Raw genomic sequence first — 21385 nt, forward strand, 5'->3', positions numbered from 1 at the left:
CATGTCCAATACCCTGTTCAGCCTGGCCTTCGGTGTCGGCTCCCAGAACCGCCAGGGCGCCTGGCTGGAAGTGTTCTACGCGCAACCGCTGCTCAACCCGAGCGCCGAGCTGGTTGCCGCTGTAGCCCCTGTTCTCGGTTACGAAGGTGGCAACCAGGCCATCGCCTTCAGCAACGGCCAGGCCTTGAAATTGGCCGAAGCCCTGAAAGGCGTGGATGCGGCCCAGGCCGCCCTGCTGACCCGCCTGGCCGAAAGCCACAAGCCGCTGGTCGCTACCCTGCTGGCCGAAGACGCTGCCCTGACCTCCACCCCAGAGGCCTACCTCAAGCTGCACCTGTTGTCGCACCGCCTGGTCAAGCCACACGGCCTGAGCCTGGCTGGCATCTTCCCGCTGCTGCCGAACGTAGCCTGGACCAACCAGGGCGCGGTCGACCTGGCCGAACTGGCCGAGCTGCAACTGGAAGCGCGCCTGAAGGGCGAGCTGCTGGAAGTGTTCTCGGTGGACAAGTTCCCGAAGATGACCGACTACGTGGTCCCGGCCGGCGTGCGCATCGCCGATACCGCCCGTGTGCGCCTGGGCGCCTACATCGGCGAAGGCACCACCATCATGCACGAAGGCTTCGTCAACTTTAACGCGGGCACCGAAGGCCCGGGCATGATCGAAGGCCGCGTGTCCGCCGGCGTATTCGTTGGCAAAGGTTCCGACCTGGGCGGCGGTTGCTCGACCATGGGTACCCTGTCCGGTGGCGGCAACATCGTCATCAAGGTGGGCGAAGGCTGCCTGATCGGCGCCAACGCTGGTATCGGCATTCCGCTGGGCGACCGCAACACCGTTGAAGCCGGCCTGTACATCACCGCTGGCACCAAGGTGAACCTGCTGGACGAGAACAACGAGCTGGTCAAGGTGGTCAAGGCCCGCGACCTGGCCGGCCAGACCGACCTGCTGTTCCGCCGCAACTCGCTGAATGGCGCGGTAGAATGCAAGACCCACAAGTCGGCCATCGAGCTGAACGAGGCGCTGCACGCTCACAACTGAGCATGCTTGGCGTTTGAAATGTTAAGATCGGGTCTGGCACCACGCCAGACCCGATTTTCATTCCAGGCCCCGTGAACATGTTCCAGCCCTCCCCCTGGCGTGCCGACTTCCCCGCCATCGCCGCCCTGCAACGGCAGCACCAGACCTACCTGGACAGCGCCGCTACCACCCAAAAGCCGCAAGCCCTGATCGATGCCTTGAGCCATTACTACAGCCATGGCGCGGCCAACGTACACCGTGCCCAGCACCTGCCCGGTGCACTGGCGACCCAGGCTTTCGAAACCAGCCGAGACAAGGTCGCCGCCTGGTTGAATGCTGCGGACTCACGGCAGATCGTGTTCACCCACGGTGCCACCTCGGCCTTGAACCTGCTGGCCTACGGCCTTGAGCACCGCTTCGAAGCCGGTGACGAAATTGCCATCAGCGCGCTGGAGCACCATGCCAACCTGCTGCCCTGGCAACAGCTGGCACGCCGGCGCAACCTGCGCCTGGTGATACTGCCGCTGGATGCCTTTGGCCGCATCGACCTGAACCAGGCACTGCAACTGATAGGCCCGCGCACCCGGGTGCTCGCCGTCAGCCAGCTGTCCAACGTACTGGGTACCTGGCAACCGCTGCCGGCCCTGCTTTCCCATGCCCGCGCACAAGGCGCGCTGACCGTGGTCGACGGTGCCCAGGGCGTGGTGCATGGTCGCCACGATGTGCAGCAACTGGGCTGCGACTTCTATGTGTTCTCCAGCCACAAGTTGTACGGCCCGGATGGGGTTGGCGTGCTGTACGGCCACACTCGGGCGCTGGAGCTGCTGCGCCATTGGCAGTTCGGTGGCGAGATGGTGCAACTGGCCGAGTACCAGAGCGCCAGCTTTCGCCCTGCACCGCTGGGGTTCGAGGCGGGTACGCCGCCAATCGCCGGGGTGATAGGCCTGGGGGCGACCCTGGATTATTTGGCCAGCCTCGACGTCCAGGCTGTCGAAGCCCACGAAACCAGCCTGCACCAGCGCCTGCTGCGCGGCCTGGCTGACCGTGAGGGCGTGCGGGTATTGGGGGCACCGCAGACGGCGCTGGCCAGCTTCGTCATCGAGGGCGTGCACAACGCAGATATCGCCCACCTGCTCACCGAGCAAGGGATAGCCGTGCGTGCCGGACACCACTGCGCCATGCCGCTCTTGCAAGGGCTGGGGCTGGAGGGCGCAATCCGTGTATCGCTGGGCTTGTACAACGACAGCGACGACTTGCAGCGCTTCTTCGCTGCGCTTGATCAGGGCCTGGAGTTGCTGCGATGAGCATGCCGGAACAGGCGCGCCAGGCGCTGGAAGCGTTTGAACAGGGCAAGGGCTGGGAACAGCGCGCCCGGCTGCTGATGCAGTGGGGCGACCGCCTGGAGCCGCTGGCCGAGACTGACAAGACCGAAGCCAGCCGGGTGCATGGCTGCGAAAGCCGGGTGTGGCTGATGGCCGAACTCGTCGATGGGCAGTGGCGGTTCAAGGCCAGCAGCGATGCACGCTTGTTGCGCGGGCTGCTGGCGTTGTTGCTGGTGCGGGTGCAGGGGTTGACCAGTGAACAGCTGGCCGGCCTTGATCTGCGTGGGTGGTTCACCCAACTGGGGCTAGAGCGCCAGCTGTCCCCGTCACGCAGCAATGGGCTGCATGCGGTGTTGCAGCGAATGGCGGAGTTGGCGTCCAACCACTAAATCCAAGGCATACGCTGCTCCCTGTAGGAGCGAGGTGGCCTGTGCATGATTACTCAGGCTTGATCCGCTCCGAAGGCCGCCGCGCACCCGCCACCAATTTCTCGATCGCCTTGCTCGCCGCCACCATGCCAAAGGTCGCGGTCACCATCATCACTGCACCAAAGCCACCCGAGCAGTCCAGCCTTACCCCCTCCCCTACAAAGCTTTTTTGCAGGCAAACGCTGCCATCACCCTTGGGATAACGCAGCTGTTCGCTTGAGAACACGCACGGCACACCATAGTTGCGGCTGACATTGCGCGAGAAGTTGTAATCGCGGCGCAAGGTGGAGCGCACCCGCGAGGCCAGTGGGTCGTTGAAGGTCTTGTTCAGGTCGGCGATCTGGATCTGGGTCGGGTCGATCTGCCCACCAGCGCCACCCGTGGTAACGATGGCAATCTTTCGCCGCCGGCACCAGGCAATCAACGCCGCCTTGGCCATGACGCTGTCGATGCAGTCGATCACACAGTCCAGGTGCTCGTGGATATGCTCGGCCATGGTTTCACGGGTAACGAAGTCCGCTACCGCATGCACCGTGCATGCCGGGTTGATCGCACGCAAGCGTTCAGCCATGACGTCGACCTTGGGCCGCCCCACCTGGCCTTCCAGGGCATGGGCCTGGCGGTTGGTGTTGCTGACGCAGACGTCGTCCAGGTCAAACAGGCTGATTTCGCCCACGCCACTGCGGGCCAGCGCTTCAGCCACCCAGGACCCTACCCCGCCAATACCGACCACAGCCACATGGGCCTGCCCCAGGCGCTGCAGCCCCTGGTCGCCATACAGCCGGGCAACGCCGGCGAAGCGTGGATCTTCTGTGCTCATGTTCATACCCCAAAAAACCGGCGCGCATTATATGCCAGCGGGCCCATGGCCTGCATCGTTAGGAAAGAGACTACTAACCCTGCTTTAATGTCCTATCACTTCGACACAAATGGACGACAATGTCTTCACGTAAATTCGGCCTGAACCTGGTTGTGGTGCTGGCCATCGCCGCGTTGTTCACCGGGTTCTGGGCACTGATCAACCGCCCGGTCTCCGCCCCTGCCTGGCCAGAACAGATCTCTGGCTTTTCGTATTCGCCGTTCCGCCTGGGTGAAAGCCCGCAGAAGGGCCAGTACCCCACTGACGACGAGATGCGCCAGGACCTGGAGCAGTTGAGCAAACTGACCGACAGCATCCGAATCTATACCGTGGAGGGCACCCAGGCCGACATCCCGCGCCTGGCCGAGGAGTTTGGCTTGCGGGTGACGCTGGGGATCTGGATCAGCCCGGACCTGGAACGCAACGAGCGCGAAATCGCCACGGCCATCCAGTTGGCCAACACCTCGCGCAGCGTGGTGCGGGTAGTGGTCGGCAACGAGGCGCTGTTCCGTGAAGAAGTCACCCCGGAAAACCTGATCAAATACCTGGACCGGGTACGCGCAGCCGTCAAGGTACCGGTGACCACCAGTGAACAATGGCACATCTGGAAGGAAAACCCGGAGATCGCCAAGCACGTCGACCTGATTGCCGCGCACATCCTGCCCTACTGGGAATTCGTCCCGATGAAGGATTCGGTCGAGTTCGTGCTCGACCGCGCCCGGGAGCTGAAGCACCAGTTCCCGCGCAAACCCCTGCTGTTGTCCGAGGTCGGCTGGCCGAGCAACGGCCGCATGCGCGGTGGTGCCGATGCCAGCCAGGCCGACCAGGCCATCTACCTGCGCACCTTGGTCAATACCCTCAACCGCCGTGGCTACAACTACTTTGTCATCGAAGCCTATGACCAGCCGTGGAAGGCTAGCGACGAAGGCTCGGTAGGCGCCTATTGGGGCGTGTACAACGCCGAGCGTCAGCAAAAATTCAACTTCGATGGGCCCGTGGTGGCGATCCCGCAGTGGCGAGCCCTGGCGGTGGCCTCGGTGGTGCTGGCGATGATTGCGCTGATGGTGCTGTTCATCGACGGCTCGGCCCTGCGCCAGCGCGGCCGCACATTCCTGACCTTCATCACCTTTTTGTGCGGGTCGGTACTGGTGTGGATTGCCTACGACTACAGCCAGCAGTACAGCACCTGGTTCAGCCTGACCGTGGGCGTACTGCTTGCTCTTGGCGCGCTGGGCGTGTTCATCGTGCTGCTTACCGAGGCCCATGAACTGGCCGAGGCCGTATGGATACACAAGCGCCGACGCGAGTTCCTGCCGGTACAGGCCGACAGCGCCTACCGGCCCAAGGTATCGGTGCATGTGCCGTGCTACAACGAGCCACCTGAGATGGTGAAGCAGACCCTCGACGCCCTGGCCGCGCTGGACTACCCCGACTACGAAGTGCTGGTGATCGACAACAACACCAAGGACCCGGCCGTGTGGGAGCCGCTGAAGGCTCACTGCGAGAAGCTCGGCGAGCGCTTCAAGTTTTTCCACGTCGCGCCACTGGCCGGCTTCAAGGGCGGCGCGCTCAACTACCTGATCCCGCACACGGCCAAGGACGCTGAGGTGATTGCGGTGATCGACTCGGACTACTGCGTCGACCGCAACTGGCTCAAGCACATGGTGCCGCACTTCGCCGATCCGAAAATTGCCGTGGTGCAGTCGCCGCAGGACTACCGCGACCAGCACGAAAGCGCCTTCAAGAAGCTGTGCTACAGCGAGTACAAGGGCTTCTTCCACATCGGCATGGTCACCCGCAACGACCGTGACGCAATCATCCAGCACGGCACCATGACCATGACCCGGCGCACGGTACTGGAAGAGCTGGGCTGGGCCGAATGGTGCATCTGCGAGGACGCCGAGCTGGGCCTGCGCGTGTTCGAGAAAGGCCTGTCGGCCGCCTACGCCCACAACAGCTACGGCAAGGGCCTGATGCCTGACACCTTCATCGATTTCAAGAAGCAGCGCTTCCGCTGGGCCTACGGCGCCATTCAGATCATCAAACACCACGCCAGTGCCCTGTTGCGCGGCAAGGGCAGCGAGCTGACCCGTGGCCAGCGCTACCACTTCCTGGCCGGCTGGCTGCCGTGGGTCGCCGACGGCATGAATATCTTCTTTACTATCGGTGCGCTGCTGTGGTCAGCGGCAATGATCATCGTGCCGCACCGCGTCGACCCGCCGCTGATGATCTTCGCCATCCCGCCGCTGGCGCTGTTCTTCTTCAAGGTCGGCAAGATCATTTTCCTTTACCGCCGTGCGGTGGGGGTCAACCTCAAGGACGCCTTCGCCGCAGCGCTGGCCGGCCTGGCGCTGTCGCATACCATTGCCAAGGCGGTGCTTTACGGCTTTTTCACCAGCAGCATGCCGTTTTTCCGCACGCCCAAGAATGCCGACAGCCATGGGCTGTTGGTGGCACTTTCCGAAGCGCGCGAAGAGCTGTTCATCATGTTGCTGCTGTGGGGCGCGGCGTTGGGTATCTACCTGGTGCAAGGGCTGCCGAGTTCGGACATGCGCTTCTGGGTGGCGATGTTGCTGGTGCAGTCGTTGCCTTATGTGGCAGCGCTGGTGATGGCGTTGCTGTCTTCGCTGCCCAAGCCAGTGGAGAAGGCTGCCGAAGCGCAGCAGGCGTGAGATTGCCGGGGCTGCTTTGCAGCCCATTCGCGGCACAAGGCCGCTCCCACAAGGATGACCGCAGCCCATCAGGCATGTGCATGACCTGTGGGAGCGGCCTTGTGCCGCGAATGGGCCGCAACGCGGCCCCACTGCCACATCGGTTTGATATAAGATAACGCCCCTCAGATTTCCCCGCCTTGCCTTGCCCCGGAGTCCCCCATGACGGCCCCTGCCGAGCTCTCGCCTACCCTTCAACTGGCCTGCGACCTGATCCGTCGCCCCTCGGTCACCCCTGTCGACGCCGACTGCCAGGCGCAGATGATGAAGCGCCTGGGCGCCGTGGGCTTCGCGCTCGAGCCGATGCGCATTGAAGACGTAGACAACTTCTGGGCCACCCACGGCAGCCAGGACGGCCCGGTGCTGTGCTTTGCCGGCCACACCGACGTGGTGCCCACCGGCCCGGTGCAGCAATGGCAGCACGAACCGTTCGAAGCGCTGATCGACGCTGACGGCATGCTCTGCGGCCGTGGCGCCGCCGACATGAAAGGCAGCCTGGCCTCCATGGTGATCGCCAGCGAGCGCTTCGTGCACGACTACCCGAACCACCGCGGCAAGGTCGCCTTCCTGATCACCAGCGACGAGGAAGGCCCGGCCCACCACGGCACCAAGGCAGTGGTCGAGCGCCTCAAAGCACGCAACGAACGCCTGGACTGGTGCATCGTCGGCGAACCCTCCAGCACCACCCTGCTGGGTGACGTGGTCAAGAACGGCCGCCGTGGTTCGCTGGGAGCCAAGCTGACCGTGCGCGGCAAGCAGGGCCACGTGGCCTACCCGCACCTGGCACGCAACCCGATCCACCTGGCCGCCCCGGCCCTGGCGGAACTGGCAGCCGAGCACTGGGACGAAGGCAACGCGTTCTTCCCGCCGACCAGTTTCCAGATCTCCAACCTCAATTCCGGCACCGGCGCCACCAACGTGGTACCGGGCGAGCTGACCGCGCTGTTCAACTTCCGCTTCTCCACCGAGTCGACCGTCGAAGGCCTGCAGGCGCGAGTGTCGGCGATTCTCGACAAGCATGAACTGGACTGGTCGATCGACTGGGCGCTTTCAGGCCTGCCGTTCCTCACCGAACCGGGCGAACTGCTCGACGCGGTGGCACACAGCATCAAGGGCGTCACCGGCCGCGACACCCAGCCGTCTACCAGCGGGGGTACCTCCGATGGCCGCTTCATCGCCACCATGGGTACCCAGGTGGTCGAGCTTGGCCCGGTCAACGCCACCATTCACCAGGTGGACGAGCGGATTCTGGCCAGCGACCTCGACCTGCTGACCGAAATCTACTACCAGACCCTGGTTCGGTTGCTCGCCTGATGCTCGCCTGCCCTCTTTGCCAGGCGCCGCTGAGCCGGCTCGACAACAGTGTGATGTGCCCGGCCGGTCACCGCTTCGACCGAGCGCGCCAAGGTTACCTGAACCTGCTGCCGGTGCAGCACAAGAACAGCCGCGACCCGGGTGACAACCAGGCCATGGTCGAGGCCCGCCGCGACTTTCTCGACGCGGGCCACTACGCCCCTGTCGCCCACCGCCTGGCCGAGCTTGCCGCCGAGCGCCGGCCCGGCGCCTGGCTGGACATCGGCTGCGGCGAGGGCTACTACACGGCGCTGCTCGCCCAGGCGCTGCCAGCTGCCGAGGGCTATGCCCTGGACATCTCCCGCGAGGCGGTCAAGCGTGCCTGCCGCCGCGCGCCACAGGTCACCTGGATGGTCGCCAGCATGGCCCGCGTGCCGCTGGCGGACGCCAGTTGCCAGTTCATCGCCAGCGTGTTCAGCCCGCTGGACTGGGCCGAAGCCAAGCGCCTGCTCAGCCCCGGTGGCGGCCTGATGCGGGTCGGCCCGACCAGCGGCCACCTGATGGAGTTGCGTGAGGTGCTCTACGATGAAGTACGTCCTTACGCCGACGACAAGCACCTGGCCCTCGTCCCCGAAGGCATGGCCCACGCCCATAGCGAAACCCTCGAGTTCCGCTTGAACCTGGCCGTGCCCAAGGCGCGCGCCGACCTGCTCGCCATGACCCCGCACGGCTGGCGCGCCAGCGCCGAAAAACGCGCCCGGGTGATCGACCAGCCCGAGCCGTTCGAGGTTACGGTTTCCATGCGTTATGACTATTTCGTGCGCCAAGACTGAGCACACCCGGAGCCCTTATGCGCCAACCAGATATCGAGATTTACCTGAAGGACGCCGACGTCGACCACAAGCAGATTGCCCAGTGGCTCGCCCAGGCGATTGGCCCATGCAGCGACTGGCAGCAGAAAGGCCAGACATTCAAATGCAAGGCCGGTAACATTCCGGTCACCTGGTTACCCAAGGCTGTAGGGAAATGGAACAGCCTGTACCTGGAAAGCGACCAGACGCCATGGTCCGATGATGTCGCTTGCGCCCGCGCTGCATTTGCCGCACTGGGTGTGGAAGTGCGCTGCGCGCCGGGTGGCTGGGTAGAGGAAGACGGCGAAGAAGATGCCGACCGCTGGGTGCGCATAAGCGCCGACGGTGAAGAGGAAATCACCTGGCGCACAACCTGAAAATACAGCGTTGCTCGTTTCTGTAGAAGCGGGCTTGCCCGCGAACACGGGCCATGCCCGTGGCAGCCACCGTGGTGGCTGCTTCGCGGGCAAGCCCGCTCCTACGGCTTGAAACTAGAGGCTCAGAGCCCTACTACGTCTTCGGCTTGCAGGCCTTTCTGGCCCTGCACGCAGGCGTATTCCACCCGCTGCCCTTCGACCAGGGTACGATGCCCCTCACCGCGGATCGCCCGATAGTGGACGAACACATCCGCACCACCTTCGCGCTGAATGAAGCCATAACCCTTGGCATCGTTGAACCACTTTACATTCCCAGTCTCACGAGACGACATCTGAACTACTCCGGATTTTTATTGTGAAGATCGCCTTGCAGGCACGAGCTCACGGCCCCGTGCCAACGCCGCTTGCTGAAATATCCTGCAAGTGGCAGGCCGAGTATATGACACAGAACAAAAAAAATTGATGACGGTCCCGCAGTTGGCCGATTTTTGCTGAACTTACGCCGATACGGCAGACTAAATAGCTGGATACTCACCTGAAAATCACACCCAGGGCACACACCCCATGACCCGTTCCCCCCTGCGCCGCCTGATCTTCGGCGCCCTGCGTCGCCTGTTGTACCTGTGGGTGCGCTCCGAGACCATCAACCAGTCTTCCATGACCCTCAACCTCGACCGCAGCCGGCCGGTGTTCTATGCGCTGCCCTCCCCCGCGCTCACCGACCTGGCCGTGCTCGACCACGAGTGCACCAAGGCGGGGCTGCCGCGCCCGGTGCTGCCGGTGGCGGTCGGCCAACTGCAGGAGCCGGCCGGGTTCTTCTACCTGACCCCCGACCCTGACTGGCTCGGCCGCCAGGACAAAAGCGGCGCCCCGCCCACACTTGAGCGCCTGGTAGCTGCCGTCAGCCAGCATGCCGAAGAAGATGCGCAGATCATTCCGGTCAGCGTGTTCTGGGGGCAGACCCCGGCCAGCGAATCCAGCCCATGGAAGCTGTTGTTCGCCGACAGCTGGGCGGTGACCGGGCGCCTGCGCCGGCTGCTGACCGTGCTGATCCTGGGGCGCAAGACCCGGGTGCAGTTCTCCGCCCCCATCCACCTGCGCGAACTGGTGCAGCACAACAAGGGCCACGAGCGCACCGTGCGCATGGCCCAGCGCCTGATGCGCGTGCATTTTCGCAACCTCAAGACCGCCGTCATCGGCCCGGACATCTCGCACCGGCGCAACCTGGTCAAAGGCCTGATCCATGCCCCGCAGGTGCGCCAGGCCATCGCCGACGAGGCCCAACGCGAGAACCTGCCGTTGGCCAAGGCCGAAGCCCAGGCACTGCGTTATGGCAACGAGATCGCCTCGGACTACACCTACACGGTCATCCGCTTTCTCGAAGTGGTGCTCAGCTGGTTCTGGAACAAGATCTACGACGGCATCAAGGTCAACCATATCGAACAGGTTCAGGGCATAGCTCCCGGCCACGAAGTGATCTACGTGCCGTGCCACCGCAGCCACATCGATTACCTGCTGTTGTCGTACCTGCTGTTCCGCAACGGCCTTACCCCGCCGCACGTGGCGGCAGGCATCAACCTCAACATGCCGGTGGTGGGTAACCTGCTGCGCCGTGGCGGTGCCTTCTTCATGCGCCGCACGTTCAAGGGCAACCCGCTGTACACCGCCGTGTTCAACGAGTACCTGCATACTCTGTACACCAAAGGTTTTCCGGTCGAGTACTTCGTCGAAGGTGGCCGCTCGCGTACCGGGCGCATGCTGCAGCCGCGTACCGGGATGCTGGCCATTACCTTGCGCAGCTTCCTGCGCTCGTCGCGCACGCCGGTGGTGTTCGTGCCGGTGTACATCGGCTACGAGCGCGTGCTCGAAGGCCGCACCTACTTGGGCGAGTTGCGCGGTGCCAGCAAAAAGAAGGAGTCGGTGTTCGACATCTTCAAGGTGTTTGGCGCGCTCAAGCAGCGCTTTGGCCAGGTCTACGTCAACTTCGGCGAACCGATCCGCCTGGCCGGGTTCCTCGATGAGCAACAGCCCGGCTGGCGTGAACAGGATCACGGCCCCCAGTACCGCCCGGCCTGGCTCAACGACGCCACCACCCGCCTGGGCGAAACCGTGGCCCGTCACCTCAACGAGGCGGCCGCCATCAACCCGGTCAACCTGGTGGCCCTGGCGCTGCTGTCCACCAGCCGCCTGGCCCTGGACGAACGCGCCCTGACCCGTGTGCTCGACCTGTACCTGGCCTTGCTGCGCCAGGTGCCGTACTCGCCGCACACCACCCTGCCGGACGGCGACGGCCAGGCACTGATCGAGCACGTGCGCAGCATGAACCTGGTGGCCGAGCAGAAGGACGCCCTGGGCCGCATCCTCTACCTGGATGAAGGCAATGCGGTACTGATGACCTATTACCGCAACAACGTGCTGCACATTTTCGCCCTGCCGGCGCTGCTGGCCAGCTTCTTCCTCAGCAGCTCGCGCATGAGCCGCGAACTGCTGGGCCAGTATGTGCACGCGTTGTACCCGTACCTGCAGGCCGAACTGTTCCTGCGCTGGACGCCAGAGCAACTGGACGAGGTGATCGACCAATGGCTGGCCGCGCTGGTTGAACAAGGCCTGCTACGCCAGGACAACGACGTATACGTACGCCCGGCGCCCAGTTCGCGGCAGTTCGTGCTACTGACCCTGCTCGCCCGCACCATCACCCAGACCTTGCAGCGCTTCTACATGGCCACCTCGCTGCTGCTCAACAGCGGACAGAACAGCCTCAGCGCCGAAGGGCTGGAAGACCTGTGCGTGATGATGGCCCAGCGCCTGTCGATCCTGCATGGCCTGAATGCCCCAGAGTTTTTCGACAAGACGCTGTTCCGCCACTTCATCCAGACCCTGCTCCAGCAAGGCGTGCTGCATGCCGACGGGCAAGGCAAGCTGGGTTATCACGACAAGCTCGGCGAGCTGGCCGAGGGCGTGGCCAAGCGTGTGCTGTCGGCCGAACTGCGGCTGTCGATCCGCCAGGTGGCCCTGCACCGTGACGACGGCCTGGAAACTTCGACCCTCTGACGGTTCATCACGGGGGAAAATCCGCTAAAGTCCCTGGGGTTGGCCACAAGCCAGCCCCAAGGACACCGGAGATTCCATGAAAAAGCTCTTTATGCTGTGTTGCGCATCCCTGCTTGCAGCCTGTTCCAGCCAAACCCCATCCAACCAGGCAAGCCTGGACGGTGAAGTCTTCTACCTGCAGCGTATCGCCCTGCCGCCTGCCGCTACCCTGAGCGTGGAGCTGCAGGACGTTTCGCTGATGGACGCCCCCGCCGTGACCCTGGCCCGCCAGGCCGGCCCGGTCAAAGGCAACGTACCGCTGCCATTCCACCTCATTTACGACCCCGCCCAGGTCAAACCCGGCCACCGCTATGCGGTGAGCGCGCGCATCGAGCTGGAGGGCAAGCTGCTGTTCATCAATACCGAACACCATGGTGTCATGCTCGACGGCAGTGACCCGAAATCTGTACGCATCAAGGTCGACCAGGTTCGCTGACACCCGTATTCATCTGTTTACAAGGAAAGCTTCATGATCCGCACTTCCCTGCGTTTTTCCACCCTGTGCGCCGGCCTACTGCTATCGGCCAGCGCACTGGCCCTGTCGCTGGGCGACCTGAGCCAGAAAGACGCCACTGGCGGCCTGAAAGATACCCTGACCCAGGGCGCGCAGCTCGCCGTCAAGCAGTTGAGCGCCCCGGGTGGCTTCAGCAACAACCCGGACGTGCGCATCGAATTGCCGGGCAAGCTGGGCAAGGCGGCCAAGGCCATGAAAATGTTCGGCAAAGGTGAACAGGTCGATGCCCTGGAAGCCAGCATGAACAAGGCCGCTGAAGCCGCCGTGCCGCAGGCACAGGCGATTTTGGTCGATGCCGTGAAGAACATGAGCGTGACCGATGCCAAAGGCATCCTCGCCGGCGGTGACGACTCGGCCACCCAGTACCTGAACAAGAGCAGCCGCGAGCAGATCCGCGCCAAGTTCCTGCCGATCGTCAAACAGGCTACCGACAAGGTTGGCCTGGCCCAGCAGTACAACAACTTCGCCGGGCAGGCGGTGGCACTGGGCGTGGTCGACGCCAAGAGCGCCAGCATCGAGAACTACGTGACCGAGAAGGCGCTGGACGGCCTGTTCGAGATGATTGGCAAGCAGGAGCAGAGCATTCGCCAGAACCCGGCGCAGGCCGCTACCAGCCTGGCCAAGAAGGTCTTCGGCGCCCTTTGATCCGCAACGCGGCCGCAGTACCCTCGTAGGCGCAGCACAAGGCTGCTCCTACAGGGCGGTGAGGTCGGTCAGGTTTTCTTCACCCTGAACCACGCCGCATACAACGCCGGCAGGAACAACAGCGTCAACGCCGTAGCCACGATCAACCCCCCCATGATCGCCACCGCCATCGGCCCGTAGAACACGCTGCGTGACAACGGGATCATCGCCAGCACCGCCGCCAGCGCAGTCAGCACGATTGGCCGGAAGCGCCGCACCGTGGCTTCGATGATCGCCTGCCAGCGCTCCATCCCCGCTGCAATATCTTGCTCGATCTGGTCCACCAGAATCACTGAGTTGCGCATGATCATGCCCGCCAGGGCAATGGTGCCCAGCATGGCGACAAAGCCAAACGGCTGGCGGAACACCAGCAGGAACAGGGTCACGCCAATCAGCCCCAGCGGTGCGGTGAGGAACACCATGACCGTGCGCGAGAAGCTGCGCAGCTGGATCATCAGCAGGCTCAGCACCACCACCACGAACAGCGGCATGCCAGCGTTCACCGACTTCTGCCCACGCTCGGAGTCTTCAACCGTACCGCCCACTTCCAGCAGGTAGCCATCCGGCAGCTTGGCGCGTATCTCGTGCAGGGTCGGCTCGATCTGTTTCACCAGCGTGGCCGGTTGCTCCTTGTCGTAGATATCGGCGCGCACGGTCACCGTCGGCAGGCGGTTGCGGTGCCAGATGATGCCCTCCTCGAAGCCGTACTCCAGGGTCGCTACCTGCGACAGCGCCACGCTCTGGCCGTTGTCGGTCGGCAGTGCCAGGCTGCCGAGGTTACCCAGATCACCGCGCTCCTGCTGGGTGCCGCGCAGCAGGATCTCGATCAGCTCGTTGTCCTCGCGGTACTGGCTGACTGTGGTACCGGTCAACGAGCTTTGCAGGAAGCTGGCCAGGTGCGCGGTGCTCACGCCCAGGGCGCGGGCGCGGTCCTGGTCGATTTGGAGGAACACGGCCTTGCTGGGCTCTTCCCAATCCAGGTGCACGTTCACCACATGCGGGTTCTCGCGCACCTTGTCGGCCACTTGGCGGGCCAGCGCACGGGCCTGCTCGATGTGCTCGCCGGTGACCCGGAACTGCACCGGGTAACCCACGGGTGGGCCGTTTTCCAGGCGCGTGACCCGGGCACGCAGGTCAGGGAACTGCTGGTCTACAGTGCTGATCAGCCAGCTGCGCAGGCGCTCGCGGTCCTCCATCGACTTGGCCAGGACCACGAACTGGGCAAAGCTGGCTGCCGGCAGTTGCTGGTCCAGCGGCAGGTAGAAGCGTGGCGAACCGGTGCCCACATAGGCCACATAGTTATCGATGCCGTCCTGCTGCTTGAGCAGTGCCTCCAATTGCTTGACCCGCTCGGCAGTATTGGCCAGCGAGGCACCTTCGGCCAGCTTCAGGTCAACCATCAGCTCTGGGCGCCCGGAGGCCGGGAAGAACTGCTGGGGCACGAAGCGGAACAGCAGGATGCTGCCGACAAAGGCCGCGATGGTCAGCAGGATCACCGTCTTGCGTCGCCGTACGCACCACTCCACCACCCGCCGCACGCGCTGGTAGAACGGCGTGGCGTAAGGGTCGGGTGCGTGGCCGTCCTTGCCATGGCGCGCAGCATGCAGCTTGGCCAGGTCTGGCAGCAGGCGCTCGCCCAGATAGGGCACGAACACCACGGCCACCACCCATGAGGTCAACAGGGCGATGGTCACCACCTGGAAGATCGAGCGGGTGTATTCGCCGGTACTGGAGGCCGCAGTGGCGATAGGTAAAAAGCCTGCCGCAGTGATCAGGGTACCGGTCAGCATCGGGAACGCAGTGCTAGTCCAGGCATAGCTGGCCGCCTTGAGCCGGTCATAACCCTGCTCCATCTTGATCGCCATCATCTCCACGGCAATGATCGCGTCGTCCACCAGCAGGCCCAGCGCCAGCACCAGGGCCCCAAGGGAAATCTTGTGCAAGCCGATGCCGAAGTAATGCATGGCAGCGAAGGTCATGGCCAGCACCAGCGGAATGGCCAACGCCACCACCAGGCCGGTGCGCAAGCCCAGCGAGAAGAAGCTCACCAGCAGCACGATGACCAGCGCCTCGACCAGCACCTGGACAAACTCGCCCACACCGGCCTTGACCGCCGCAGGCTGGTCCGAGACCTTGCGCAGCTCCATGCCGGCTGGCAGGGTGCGCGCCACCCGCTCGAACTCGTCTTCCAGGGCTTTGCCCAGGACCAGGATGTCGCCGCCGTCCTTCATCGACACGGCGAGGCCAATGGCATCTTCGCCCATGAAGCGCATGCGCGGGGCGGGTGGGTCGTTGAAGCCACGGTGCACTTCGGCCACATCGCCGATGCGGAACGTGCGGTCACCCACGCGAATGGGGAACTGGCGAATCTGCTCGACACTGTCGAAGCGCCCGCTCACCCGCAGTTGCAGGCGCTCGCTGGGCGTCTCGAAGAAGCCGGCGGTGCTTACCGCATTCTGCTCTTGCAGGGCCTGCTGCACGGCCTCGAGGGGTACGCCAAGGGTGGCCAGCTTGAGGTTGGACAGCTCGATCCAGATTTTTTCGTCCTGCAGGCCCACCAGCTCGACCTTGCCCACATCCTTGACCCGCTGCAGCCGGATCTGGATACGGTCGGCGTAGTCCTTCAGCACCGCGTAATCGAAGCCCTTGCCGGTCAGCGCATAGATATTGCCGAAGGTGGTGCCGAACTCATCGTTGAAGAACGGGCCCTGGATCTCCGGTGGCAGAGTGTGGCGAATGTCCGCGACCTTCTTGCGGATCTGGTACCACAATTCAGGTATGTCCCTGGAATGCAGCGAGTCGCGAGCCATGAAGGTGACCTGCGATTCACCGGGGCGAGAGAACGAGACAATCCTCTCGTACTCGCCGGTTTCCATCAGCTTCTTTTCGATGCGCTCGGTGACCTGCCGCGACACTTCCTCGGCGCTGGCGCCCGGCCACAGGGTACGGATGACCATGGCTTTGAAGGTGAATGGCGGATCCTCGCTCTGGCCGAGCTTGGTGTAGGACATGGCGCCAATGGCCGCCAGCAGGATCATCAGGAACAGGACGATCTGGCGGTTGCGCAGCGCCCAGGCAGAAAGGTTGAAACCCATCGGGACTTACTCCTTGGCCGTCAGGTTCACTACACGGTTGCTGCGGTCCACAGGGCGGATTTCCTGGCCCTCACGCAGTACATGGCCACCGGCGGCGACCACCCAGTCCTCTGGGGCAAGGCCTTCGAGTACGGGCACACTGTCGCTGCCATACGCCCCCAGGCGCACCACGGCCCGCTCCAGGCGGCTGTCCTTGTTGACCCGCCACACATAGGCCTGGCCGTTTTCCGCAGTCACCGCTGACAGTGGCACCGCCAACGGGATCACGCCCTCATGCGCGATGAACACCCGGGCGCTCTGGCCCAGCTCCGCCGGCGTGGCGGCCGAGGTGAAGGCAATGCGCGCAGCGAAGGTGCGCGAGCGTGGGTCGGCGGCCGGTGACAGCTCGCGGATACGCCCCTCGAAGCGCGCTTGCGGATGTGACCACAGCTCCACACTGACCGATTGCCCCACGGCAAAGCGGGCGAACTGCTGCTCCGGGAGGCTGATGAGCACTTCTCGCTCGCCATCCGTGGCCAGGGTGAACACGGTTTGCCCGGCGGCAACCACCTGGCCTACTTCAACCTGACGCTTGGCCACCACCCCGGCCTGGGGCGCACGCAGTACGGCATAGTCGGCCTGGTTACCCGCCACATCGAACTCGGCCTTGGCCTGCTTCAGCCGGGCAAGGCCGGCGCGGTAGAGGTTTTCAGCATTGTCGAACTGCGAGTGGCTGACCATCTGCCGCTCCAGCAGCTTCTGGTAGCGATCACGCTCGGCGCGCACCAACGCCAGGTTCGCCTCGGCACCCGCCAGCTGGGCACGGTTGGCTTCAAGCTGCAGACGCACGTCCTGCGGGTCCAGTTCGGCCAGCGGCTGGTCGGCCTTGACCCGCTGCCCCTCCTCCACCAGGCGCTTGCTGACCTTGCCGCCAATGCGGAAGGCCAGCTCCGGCTCGAAGCGCGCACGCACTTCACCAGGGTAACTGTCGGCAGCGGCTTCGGCCGGCTGCGGCTGCACCACCAGCGCCGGGCGCGGCGCAGCAGGCGGGGTGGCTTCCTGACCGCATGCCGTCAGTAACAACGCGGCAACGGCGGGCAAGGCGATGGACAAGGCATGGCGCAACATGATGAATCCTTTCGCGGAGGGCACTTCGAATATGTGTACTGACGGGTATATTAAGTCACGGAACTGCTGCCGAGAAGCCAGCATCGATAAGAAATTCACTTAAACGATGGCGACGATCACTGCTGTCTACCTCTCCAGCCGGTAAGATGGGAGCTTGATCAACCAGATGCAGACCACAATGTCCAACGACGCACCCATCGGCCCGGGCCGGCCCAAGGACCTGGCCAAGCGCGAGGCGATTCTCGAAGCGGCAAAGTCGCTGTTCCTCAGCCTTGGTTATGCCAACACCAGCATGGATGCGGTCGCTGCGGCGGCAGGTGTTTCAAAACTCACCGTGTACAGCCACTTCACCGACAAGCAGACCCTGTTCTGCTCGGCGGTCATGGCCACTTGTCAGCTACAGCTGCCCGACCTGTTGTTCGAGTACCCCGAAGGGGCGCCGGTGGAGGAGGTACTGCTGACCATTGCCCGTGGTTTCCAGGCATTGATCAGTAGCGATGAGGCGGTGAAGCTCAGCCGCCTGATCATGGCCCAAGGCAGCCTGGACCCAAGCTTTGGCGAATACTTTTACGAAGCCGGGCCCAAGCGCGTGCTGGCAGCGATGGAAGCGCTGCTGCGGGGTGCAGATGAGCGGGGGTTGTTGCGCATCGACAACCCGCTGCATGCGGCCGAGCACTTCTTTTGCCTGGTCAAGGGGGCGCCGGATTACCGCTTGCTGCTGGGGTGCGCGGCGCCGCTGGAGGGGGACGAAGCCGAGGCGCATGTGCGCGAAGTGGTGGGGGTGTTCTTGCGGGCGTTCAAACCCTGAGCGCTGCCAGGCAGAGAACAGTGGTCATTGTGAGAGCGGGCTTGGCCCGCGAATGGGGCCACGCGGTGCATGGCACCGGCTTCGCCGGTGTTCGCGGGACAAGCCCGCTCCCACAGTAATCGCGCAACGTTTCAATATTCAAGCAAGCCAGTTGCTCTCACAATGACCGCGCTAGCCGGCCAGTTGGGGGAAAATCAGGCCTTCAAGGCTTTCTTCGGGTAAATGTCATACCGGCTCGACTTGCCTTCCAGGCTATGGCTGGGCTTGGGCCCGTCGATGATCGGTGCCTTGCGCGGGCGCTTCACCACCACCCGGTGGCTGGCCAGCGCCAGGGCAGCTTCGAGTAGCGCTGGGGCATCCAGGTCGTCGCCCACCAAAGGCCGGAACACGCGCATTTCCTTTTTCACCAGTGCGCTCTTGTCGCGGTGCGGGAACATCGGGTCGAGGTAAATCACCTGCGGCGCCTCGCCTTCCCAGGTGTGCATGCGCTCGATGGCATTGCCGGTCAGCAGGCGCATGCGCCCGACAATCGGGCCCACTTCGTCGTCTGAACGCGCCCGCGCCAGGCCATCTTCCAGCAGCGCAGCAATCAGCGGCTGGCGTTCGATCAGGGTCATCTGGCAGCCCAGGCTGGCCAGCACGAACGCATCTTTGCCAAGGCCTGCCGTGGCATCCAGCACTTGTGGCCGCACGCCTTGGGCAATGCCCACGGCCTTGGCGATCATCTGCCCGTTGCCACCCCCAAACTGGCGCCGGTGGGCGGCCTGGCCCTCGACAAAGTCCACCCGCACCGGCCCCGGTGCCTGCGGCCCCAGCTGCTGGATCTGCAAACCCTCGGCGCCCACCTGCACGGCGAAGCCGGCGCTCTCGTCCTGTAGCGGCAGGCTCAGGCGTTCAGCCCACACCTTGGCCTGCTCCGCATACTCAGCCGACATCGCCTCGACCCTGATACCCGTGCCTTGCTCTTCCATCGTCCACACCTAAAAAATCAAACCAAGCCTTAATGAATCAGCAGCCACGGCCGATACAGGCAATATCCCGCTATTCTGCCAGAGCACAACGCGCGCGACTGCCATGTCAGATACTCTTCCTATCGGCTTGACCTATTTGTCGCCTGTCGGCAACTACAGTCAGCACAACACTCAGGCACTCGGGGGCGTCAGCCACCTGTGGCAGGATTTCTTTGCCCGGGCCATGGCCGAGCAGCAGGAAGAGCCCGCAGACAGCGTCAGCCAATCGTTCGTGCAGTACGACCAGAACAGCGGCGAACCCATCGGCGGCGCTCGAGCACTGGCGCTGATCGACGCCCAGCGCGCCTGCCCGGTGCACGACACCGAGGTAGCACCGCCCGAGCCGCTGTTTCTGCCCAAGGCCGAGCTTGAAGCCAACCTGCTGCCGCCTGCGCCTGAGCCGTTCAGTGCCATGGAGCTGATCGAACAACAGCGCCAGCTCGACACCAGCAACAGCTGGATGCGCCCGGTGGTGATGAACCAGGGCCAACCGATTCCAGAGCCCGGCCCAGGCCCTGCCCCGCGCTCGTTGTTCCTGCCCATTGCCGAGTTCGAGACCAACCTGCTGGACCCGGCCCCGGAGCCGTTCGACGACGCCACTTTGGCCAGGCAGCAGAATGACCTGGAATTCGACATCCACTGGACACGCCCGGTGGTGCTGAACAACGTGCGCGCGCACGCCTGAGGTTAGCGGCACACCTGCCAGCGGCCCATGTCCAGATGAAAGTGATTGTGGTGTGCTGCATTGTAGGCCGGCCCCAGTACTGTGCTGAAGCTCTCGCAAGCCGCCTGCTGCACCTGCCGTAAAAATTCGGCCTTCTGCCCACCCGCCTGCCAGTCACGCGCCAGGACGATGCGCTGGCCGTCCTGCATGCGAAAACCGCTGATGTCCAGCGCATTGGCGGTCGCGTGCTGACTCAGGCGGCCCTGCTTGCGGTGATAGACATTGCGGCAGGCGAAGCTGCCCAAGTGATCGACCTGCGCAACGGGTTGGCCCAGCACCCGCTGCGCCACGGGCTGCAAACCATGGTTTTCGAACAGTGCATAGGCTACCGCCAGCGGGCAACTGGCCAGAAAACTGCTGCTTAGCCGTGCCTGGCCGCCCTCGATACGCCAAACGTTGCGCAACGGGCAGTTGGCCGAAGCCGGGCTGTCGGCTTGCGCCCGGTAGCGCAGCTGGCTGGCTTCCAGTGCCTGACGGCACAAGGCCGGGTCATCGCGCAGGCGTGAAAGCTTGTACGGCGTCAGCAGGTTGGGCGGCTGGCGTACGTCCAGCGGCGCCCAAGGGTTCCACACGGCAGGCAGGCGCCAGCCGAAGTGCCAGGCCAGACCGGCCAGCACCAATAGGCTGGCCAGCAGCGCCAGCATTGCCCGCATCAGCGGCGGAACAGGTCGTTGAGCTGGGCAAACGGCAGTGCCTGCTCACCGTAGCCGAACGTACCCTCGTTGCGAATTTCCAGCGCGGCACGGTGGAACGCCCCCAGCGCAGCACGGGCCAGCGACGAGCCGACGCTGATGCGGCGCACGCCCAAGTCCTGCAACTGGTTCACGCTCAGCGGCACCCCCGCCATGCCCATCAGCACATTCACCGGCCGCGGTGCGACCGCCTGCACCACCGCACGCACTTCCTCTACGGTGCGCAGCCCCGGCGCATACAGCACATCGGCGCCGGCCTCGGCATAGGCTTGCAGGCGCAGGATGGTGTCGTCCAGGTCCATGCGGCCGTGCAGCAGGTTTTCTGCCCGGGCGCACAAGGTGAACGGGAACGGCAGGCTACGCGCAGCCTGCACGGCGGCGCGCACGCGCTCCACGGCCAGCCCGAGGTCATAGATGGGCGCATCACTGCGGCCACTGGCATCTTCGATGGAGCCACCTACCAGGCCGATTTCGGCAGCACGCAAGATGGTCTGGGCACAATCTTCAGGCATGTCACCGAAGCCGTTCTCAAGGTCCGCGGCCACCGGCAAGGCAGTGGCATCGACGATCTCGCCGGCATTGTCCAGGGTATCGTCCAGGCTCAAGGCGCCTTCGGCGTCTGGCCGGCCCAGGCTGAAGGCCAGGCCGGCACTGGTGGTGGCCAGCGCCTCGAAACCCAGGCTGGCAAGCAGCTTGGCGGAGCCGGCATCCCACGGGTTGGGGATGACGAACGCGCCTTCGCGCTCGTGTAAAGCCTTGAAGGCTTCGGCTCGCAGGGTTTGCACATCCATGGTTCAACCTCCGG

At 64.2% G+C, this 21385-nt stretch carries 19 protein-coding genes; 12 read left to right on the forward strand and 7 right to left on the reverse strand.

The annotated features are described in order from the left end of the window. Position 1: 1 nt before the first annotated feature. The 3 genes from dapD to AC07XM_RS19140 all read left to right on the forward strand — a co-directional run bounded on the left by dapD (position 2) and on the right by AC07XM_RS19140 (position 2726). Positions 2-1036, forward strand: coding sequence for a 2,3,4,5-tetrahydropyridine-2,6-dicarboxylate N-succinyltransferase (gene dapD / locus AC07XM_RS19130; protein ID WP_016485200.1), 1035 nt, complete (start codon positions 2-4; stop codon positions 1034-1036). Between the two features lie 77 nt (positions 1037-1113). Beyond that, positions 1114-2319 (forward strand): cysteine desulfurase, encoded by a 1206-nt coding sequence (locus AC07XM_RS19135; protein WP_095115722.1) that lies wholly within the window; start codon positions 1114-1116, stop codon positions 2317-2319. Then, positions 2316-2726 carry a SufE family protein gene (locus AC07XM_RS19140; RefSeq protein ID WP_102689598.1) on the forward strand — a complete coding sequence of 137 codons (411 nt, stop codon included), beginning with the start codon at positions 2316-2318 and terminating at the stop codon, positions 2724-2726. Before AC07XM_RS19135 ends, AC07XM_RS19140 begins: the two co-directional genes overlap by 4 nt. A 49-nt stretch (positions 2727-2775) precedes the next feature. On the opposite strand, the gene tcdA is transcribed toward AC07XM_RS19140, so the two are convergent. Further along, complete coding sequence (tcdA, locus tag AC07XM_RS19145) at positions 2776-3585, reverse strand: tRNA cyclic N6-threonylcarbamoyladenosine(37) synthase TcdA (RefSeq protein WP_161775553.1); 810 nt, start codon at positions 3583-3585, stop codon at positions 2776-2778. Between the two features lie 119 nt (positions 3586-3704). On the opposite strand from tcdA, the gene AC07XM_RS19150 reads away from it, so the two are divergent. From AC07XM_RS19150 to AC07XM_RS19165, 4 genes are all read left to right on the forward strand, one after another. Beyond that, on the forward strand, positions 3705-6296 hold the full coding sequence (locus tag AC07XM_RS19150) for a glycosyltransferase (protein WP_060517537.1): 2592 nt from the start codon (positions 3705-3707) through the stop codon (positions 6294-6296). Between the two features lie 201 nt (positions 6297-6497). Continuing rightward, positions 6498-7649 (forward strand): succinyl-diaminopimelate desuccinylase, encoded by a 1152-nt coding sequence (gene dapE / locus AC07XM_RS19155; protein ID WP_016485195.1) that lies wholly within the window; start codon positions 6498-6500, stop codon positions 7647-7649. After that, entirely contained in the window at positions 7649-8461 is an 813-nt protein-coding gene (locus AC07XM_RS19160; protein ID WP_016485194.1) for a putative RNA methyltransferase, read from the forward strand. The genes dapE and AC07XM_RS19160 overlap by 1 nt, the downstream gene beginning before the upstream one ends. Positions 8462-8478: 17 nt before the next feature. Beyond that, positions 8479-8856: a hypothetical protein gene (locus tag AC07XM_RS19165; RefSeq protein WP_102689599.1), complete on the forward strand. Its 378-nt coding sequence runs from the start codon at positions 8479-8481 to the stop codon at positions 8854-8856. A gap of 122 nt (positions 8857-8978) precedes the next feature. Here AC07XM_RS19165 and AC07XM_RS19170 read toward each other — a convergent pair whose 3' ends face one another. Further along, on the reverse strand, positions 8979-9188 hold the full coding sequence (locus AC07XM_RS19170; protein WP_003252255.1) for a cold-shock protein: 210 nt from the start codon (positions 9186-9188) through the stop codon (positions 8979-8981). Positions 9189-9420: 232 nt separating this feature from the next. Here AC07XM_RS19170 and plsB point away from each other — a divergent pair, with 232 nt between their 5' ends. The 3 genes from plsB (at position 9421) to AC07XM_RS19185 (ending at position 13105) form a co-directional block, all read left to right on the forward strand. Next, complete coding sequence (gene plsB / locus AC07XM_RS19175) at positions 9421-11907, forward strand: glycerol-3-phosphate 1-O-acyltransferase PlsB (protein ID WP_016485192.1); 2487 nt, start codon at positions 9421-9423, stop codon at positions 11905-11907. 76 nt (positions 11908-11983) lie between these two features. Further along, complete coding sequence (locus AC07XM_RS19180; RefSeq protein WP_016485191.1) at positions 11984-12382, forward strand: YbaY family lipoprotein; 399 nt, start codon at positions 11984-11986, stop codon at positions 12380-12382. A gap of 33 nt (positions 12383-12415) precedes the next feature. Next, positions 12416-13105 (forward strand): DUF4197 domain-containing protein, encoded by a 690-nt coding sequence (locus tag AC07XM_RS19185; RefSeq protein WP_016485190.1) that lies wholly within the window; start codon positions 12416-12418, stop codon positions 13103-13105. A gap of 68 nt (positions 13106-13173) precedes the next feature. Here AC07XM_RS19185 and AC07XM_RS19190 read toward each other — a convergent pair whose 3' ends face one another. Then, positions 13174-16239 (reverse strand): efflux RND transporter permease subunit, encoded by a 3066-nt coding sequence (locus AC07XM_RS19190; RefSeq protein ID WP_016485189.1) that lies wholly within the window; start codon positions 16237-16239, stop codon positions 13174-13176. Positions 16240-16245: 6 nt separating this feature from the next. After that, on the reverse strand, positions 16246-17346 hold the full coding sequence (locus AC07XM_RS19195; protein WP_070086572.1) for an efflux RND transporter periplasmic adaptor subunit: 1101 nt from the start codon (positions 17344-17346) through the stop codon (positions 16246-16248). Between the two features lie 166 nt (positions 17347-17512). On the opposite strand from AC07XM_RS19195, the gene AC07XM_RS19200 reads away from it, so the two are divergent. Continuing rightward, positions 17513-18154, forward strand: coding sequence for a TetR/AcrR family transcriptional regulator (locus tag AC07XM_RS19200; protein WP_024717681.1), 642 nt, complete (start codon positions 17513-17515; stop codon positions 18152-18154). A 194-nt stretch (positions 18155-18348) separates the two neighbouring features. Here AC07XM_RS19200 and AC07XM_RS19205 read toward each other — a convergent pair whose 3' ends face one another. Then, a complete protein-coding gene (locus AC07XM_RS19205; RefSeq protein WP_016485186.1) occupies positions 18349-19125 on the reverse strand; it encodes a class I SAM-dependent methyltransferase in 777 nt (258 codons plus the stop codon). A 103-nt stretch (positions 19126-19228) separates the two neighbouring features. On the opposite strand from AC07XM_RS19205, the gene AC07XM_RS19210 reads away from it, so the two are divergent. Then, the gene (locus AC07XM_RS19210) at positions 19229-19849 is read left to right on the forward strand and encodes an energy transducer TonB (RefSeq protein WP_102689600.1); all 621 of its coding nucleotides are present in this window, start codon (positions 19229-19231) and stop codon (positions 19847-19849) included. Between the two features lie 2 nt (positions 19850-19851). On the opposite strand, the gene AC07XM_RS19215 is transcribed toward AC07XM_RS19210, so the two are convergent. Together AC07XM_RS19215 and AC07XM_RS19220 are read right to left on the reverse strand one after the other, a co-directional pair. Then, positions 19852-20541, reverse strand: a complete 690-nt coding sequence (locus AC07XM_RS19215) for an extensin-like domain-containing protein (protein ID WP_102689601.1) — start codon at positions 20539-20541, stop codon at positions 19852-19854. Then, positions 20541-21371, reverse strand: coding sequence for an isocitrate lyase/PEP mutase family protein (locus tag AC07XM_RS19220; RefSeq protein ID WP_016485183.1), 831 nt, complete (start codon positions 21369-21371; stop codon positions 20541-20543). Before AC07XM_RS19220 ends, AC07XM_RS19215 begins: the two co-directional genes overlap by 1 nt. Positions 21372-21385: the final 14 nt, after the last annotated feature.

This window comes from Pseudomonas sp. GW460-LB5, assembly GCF_059423245.1.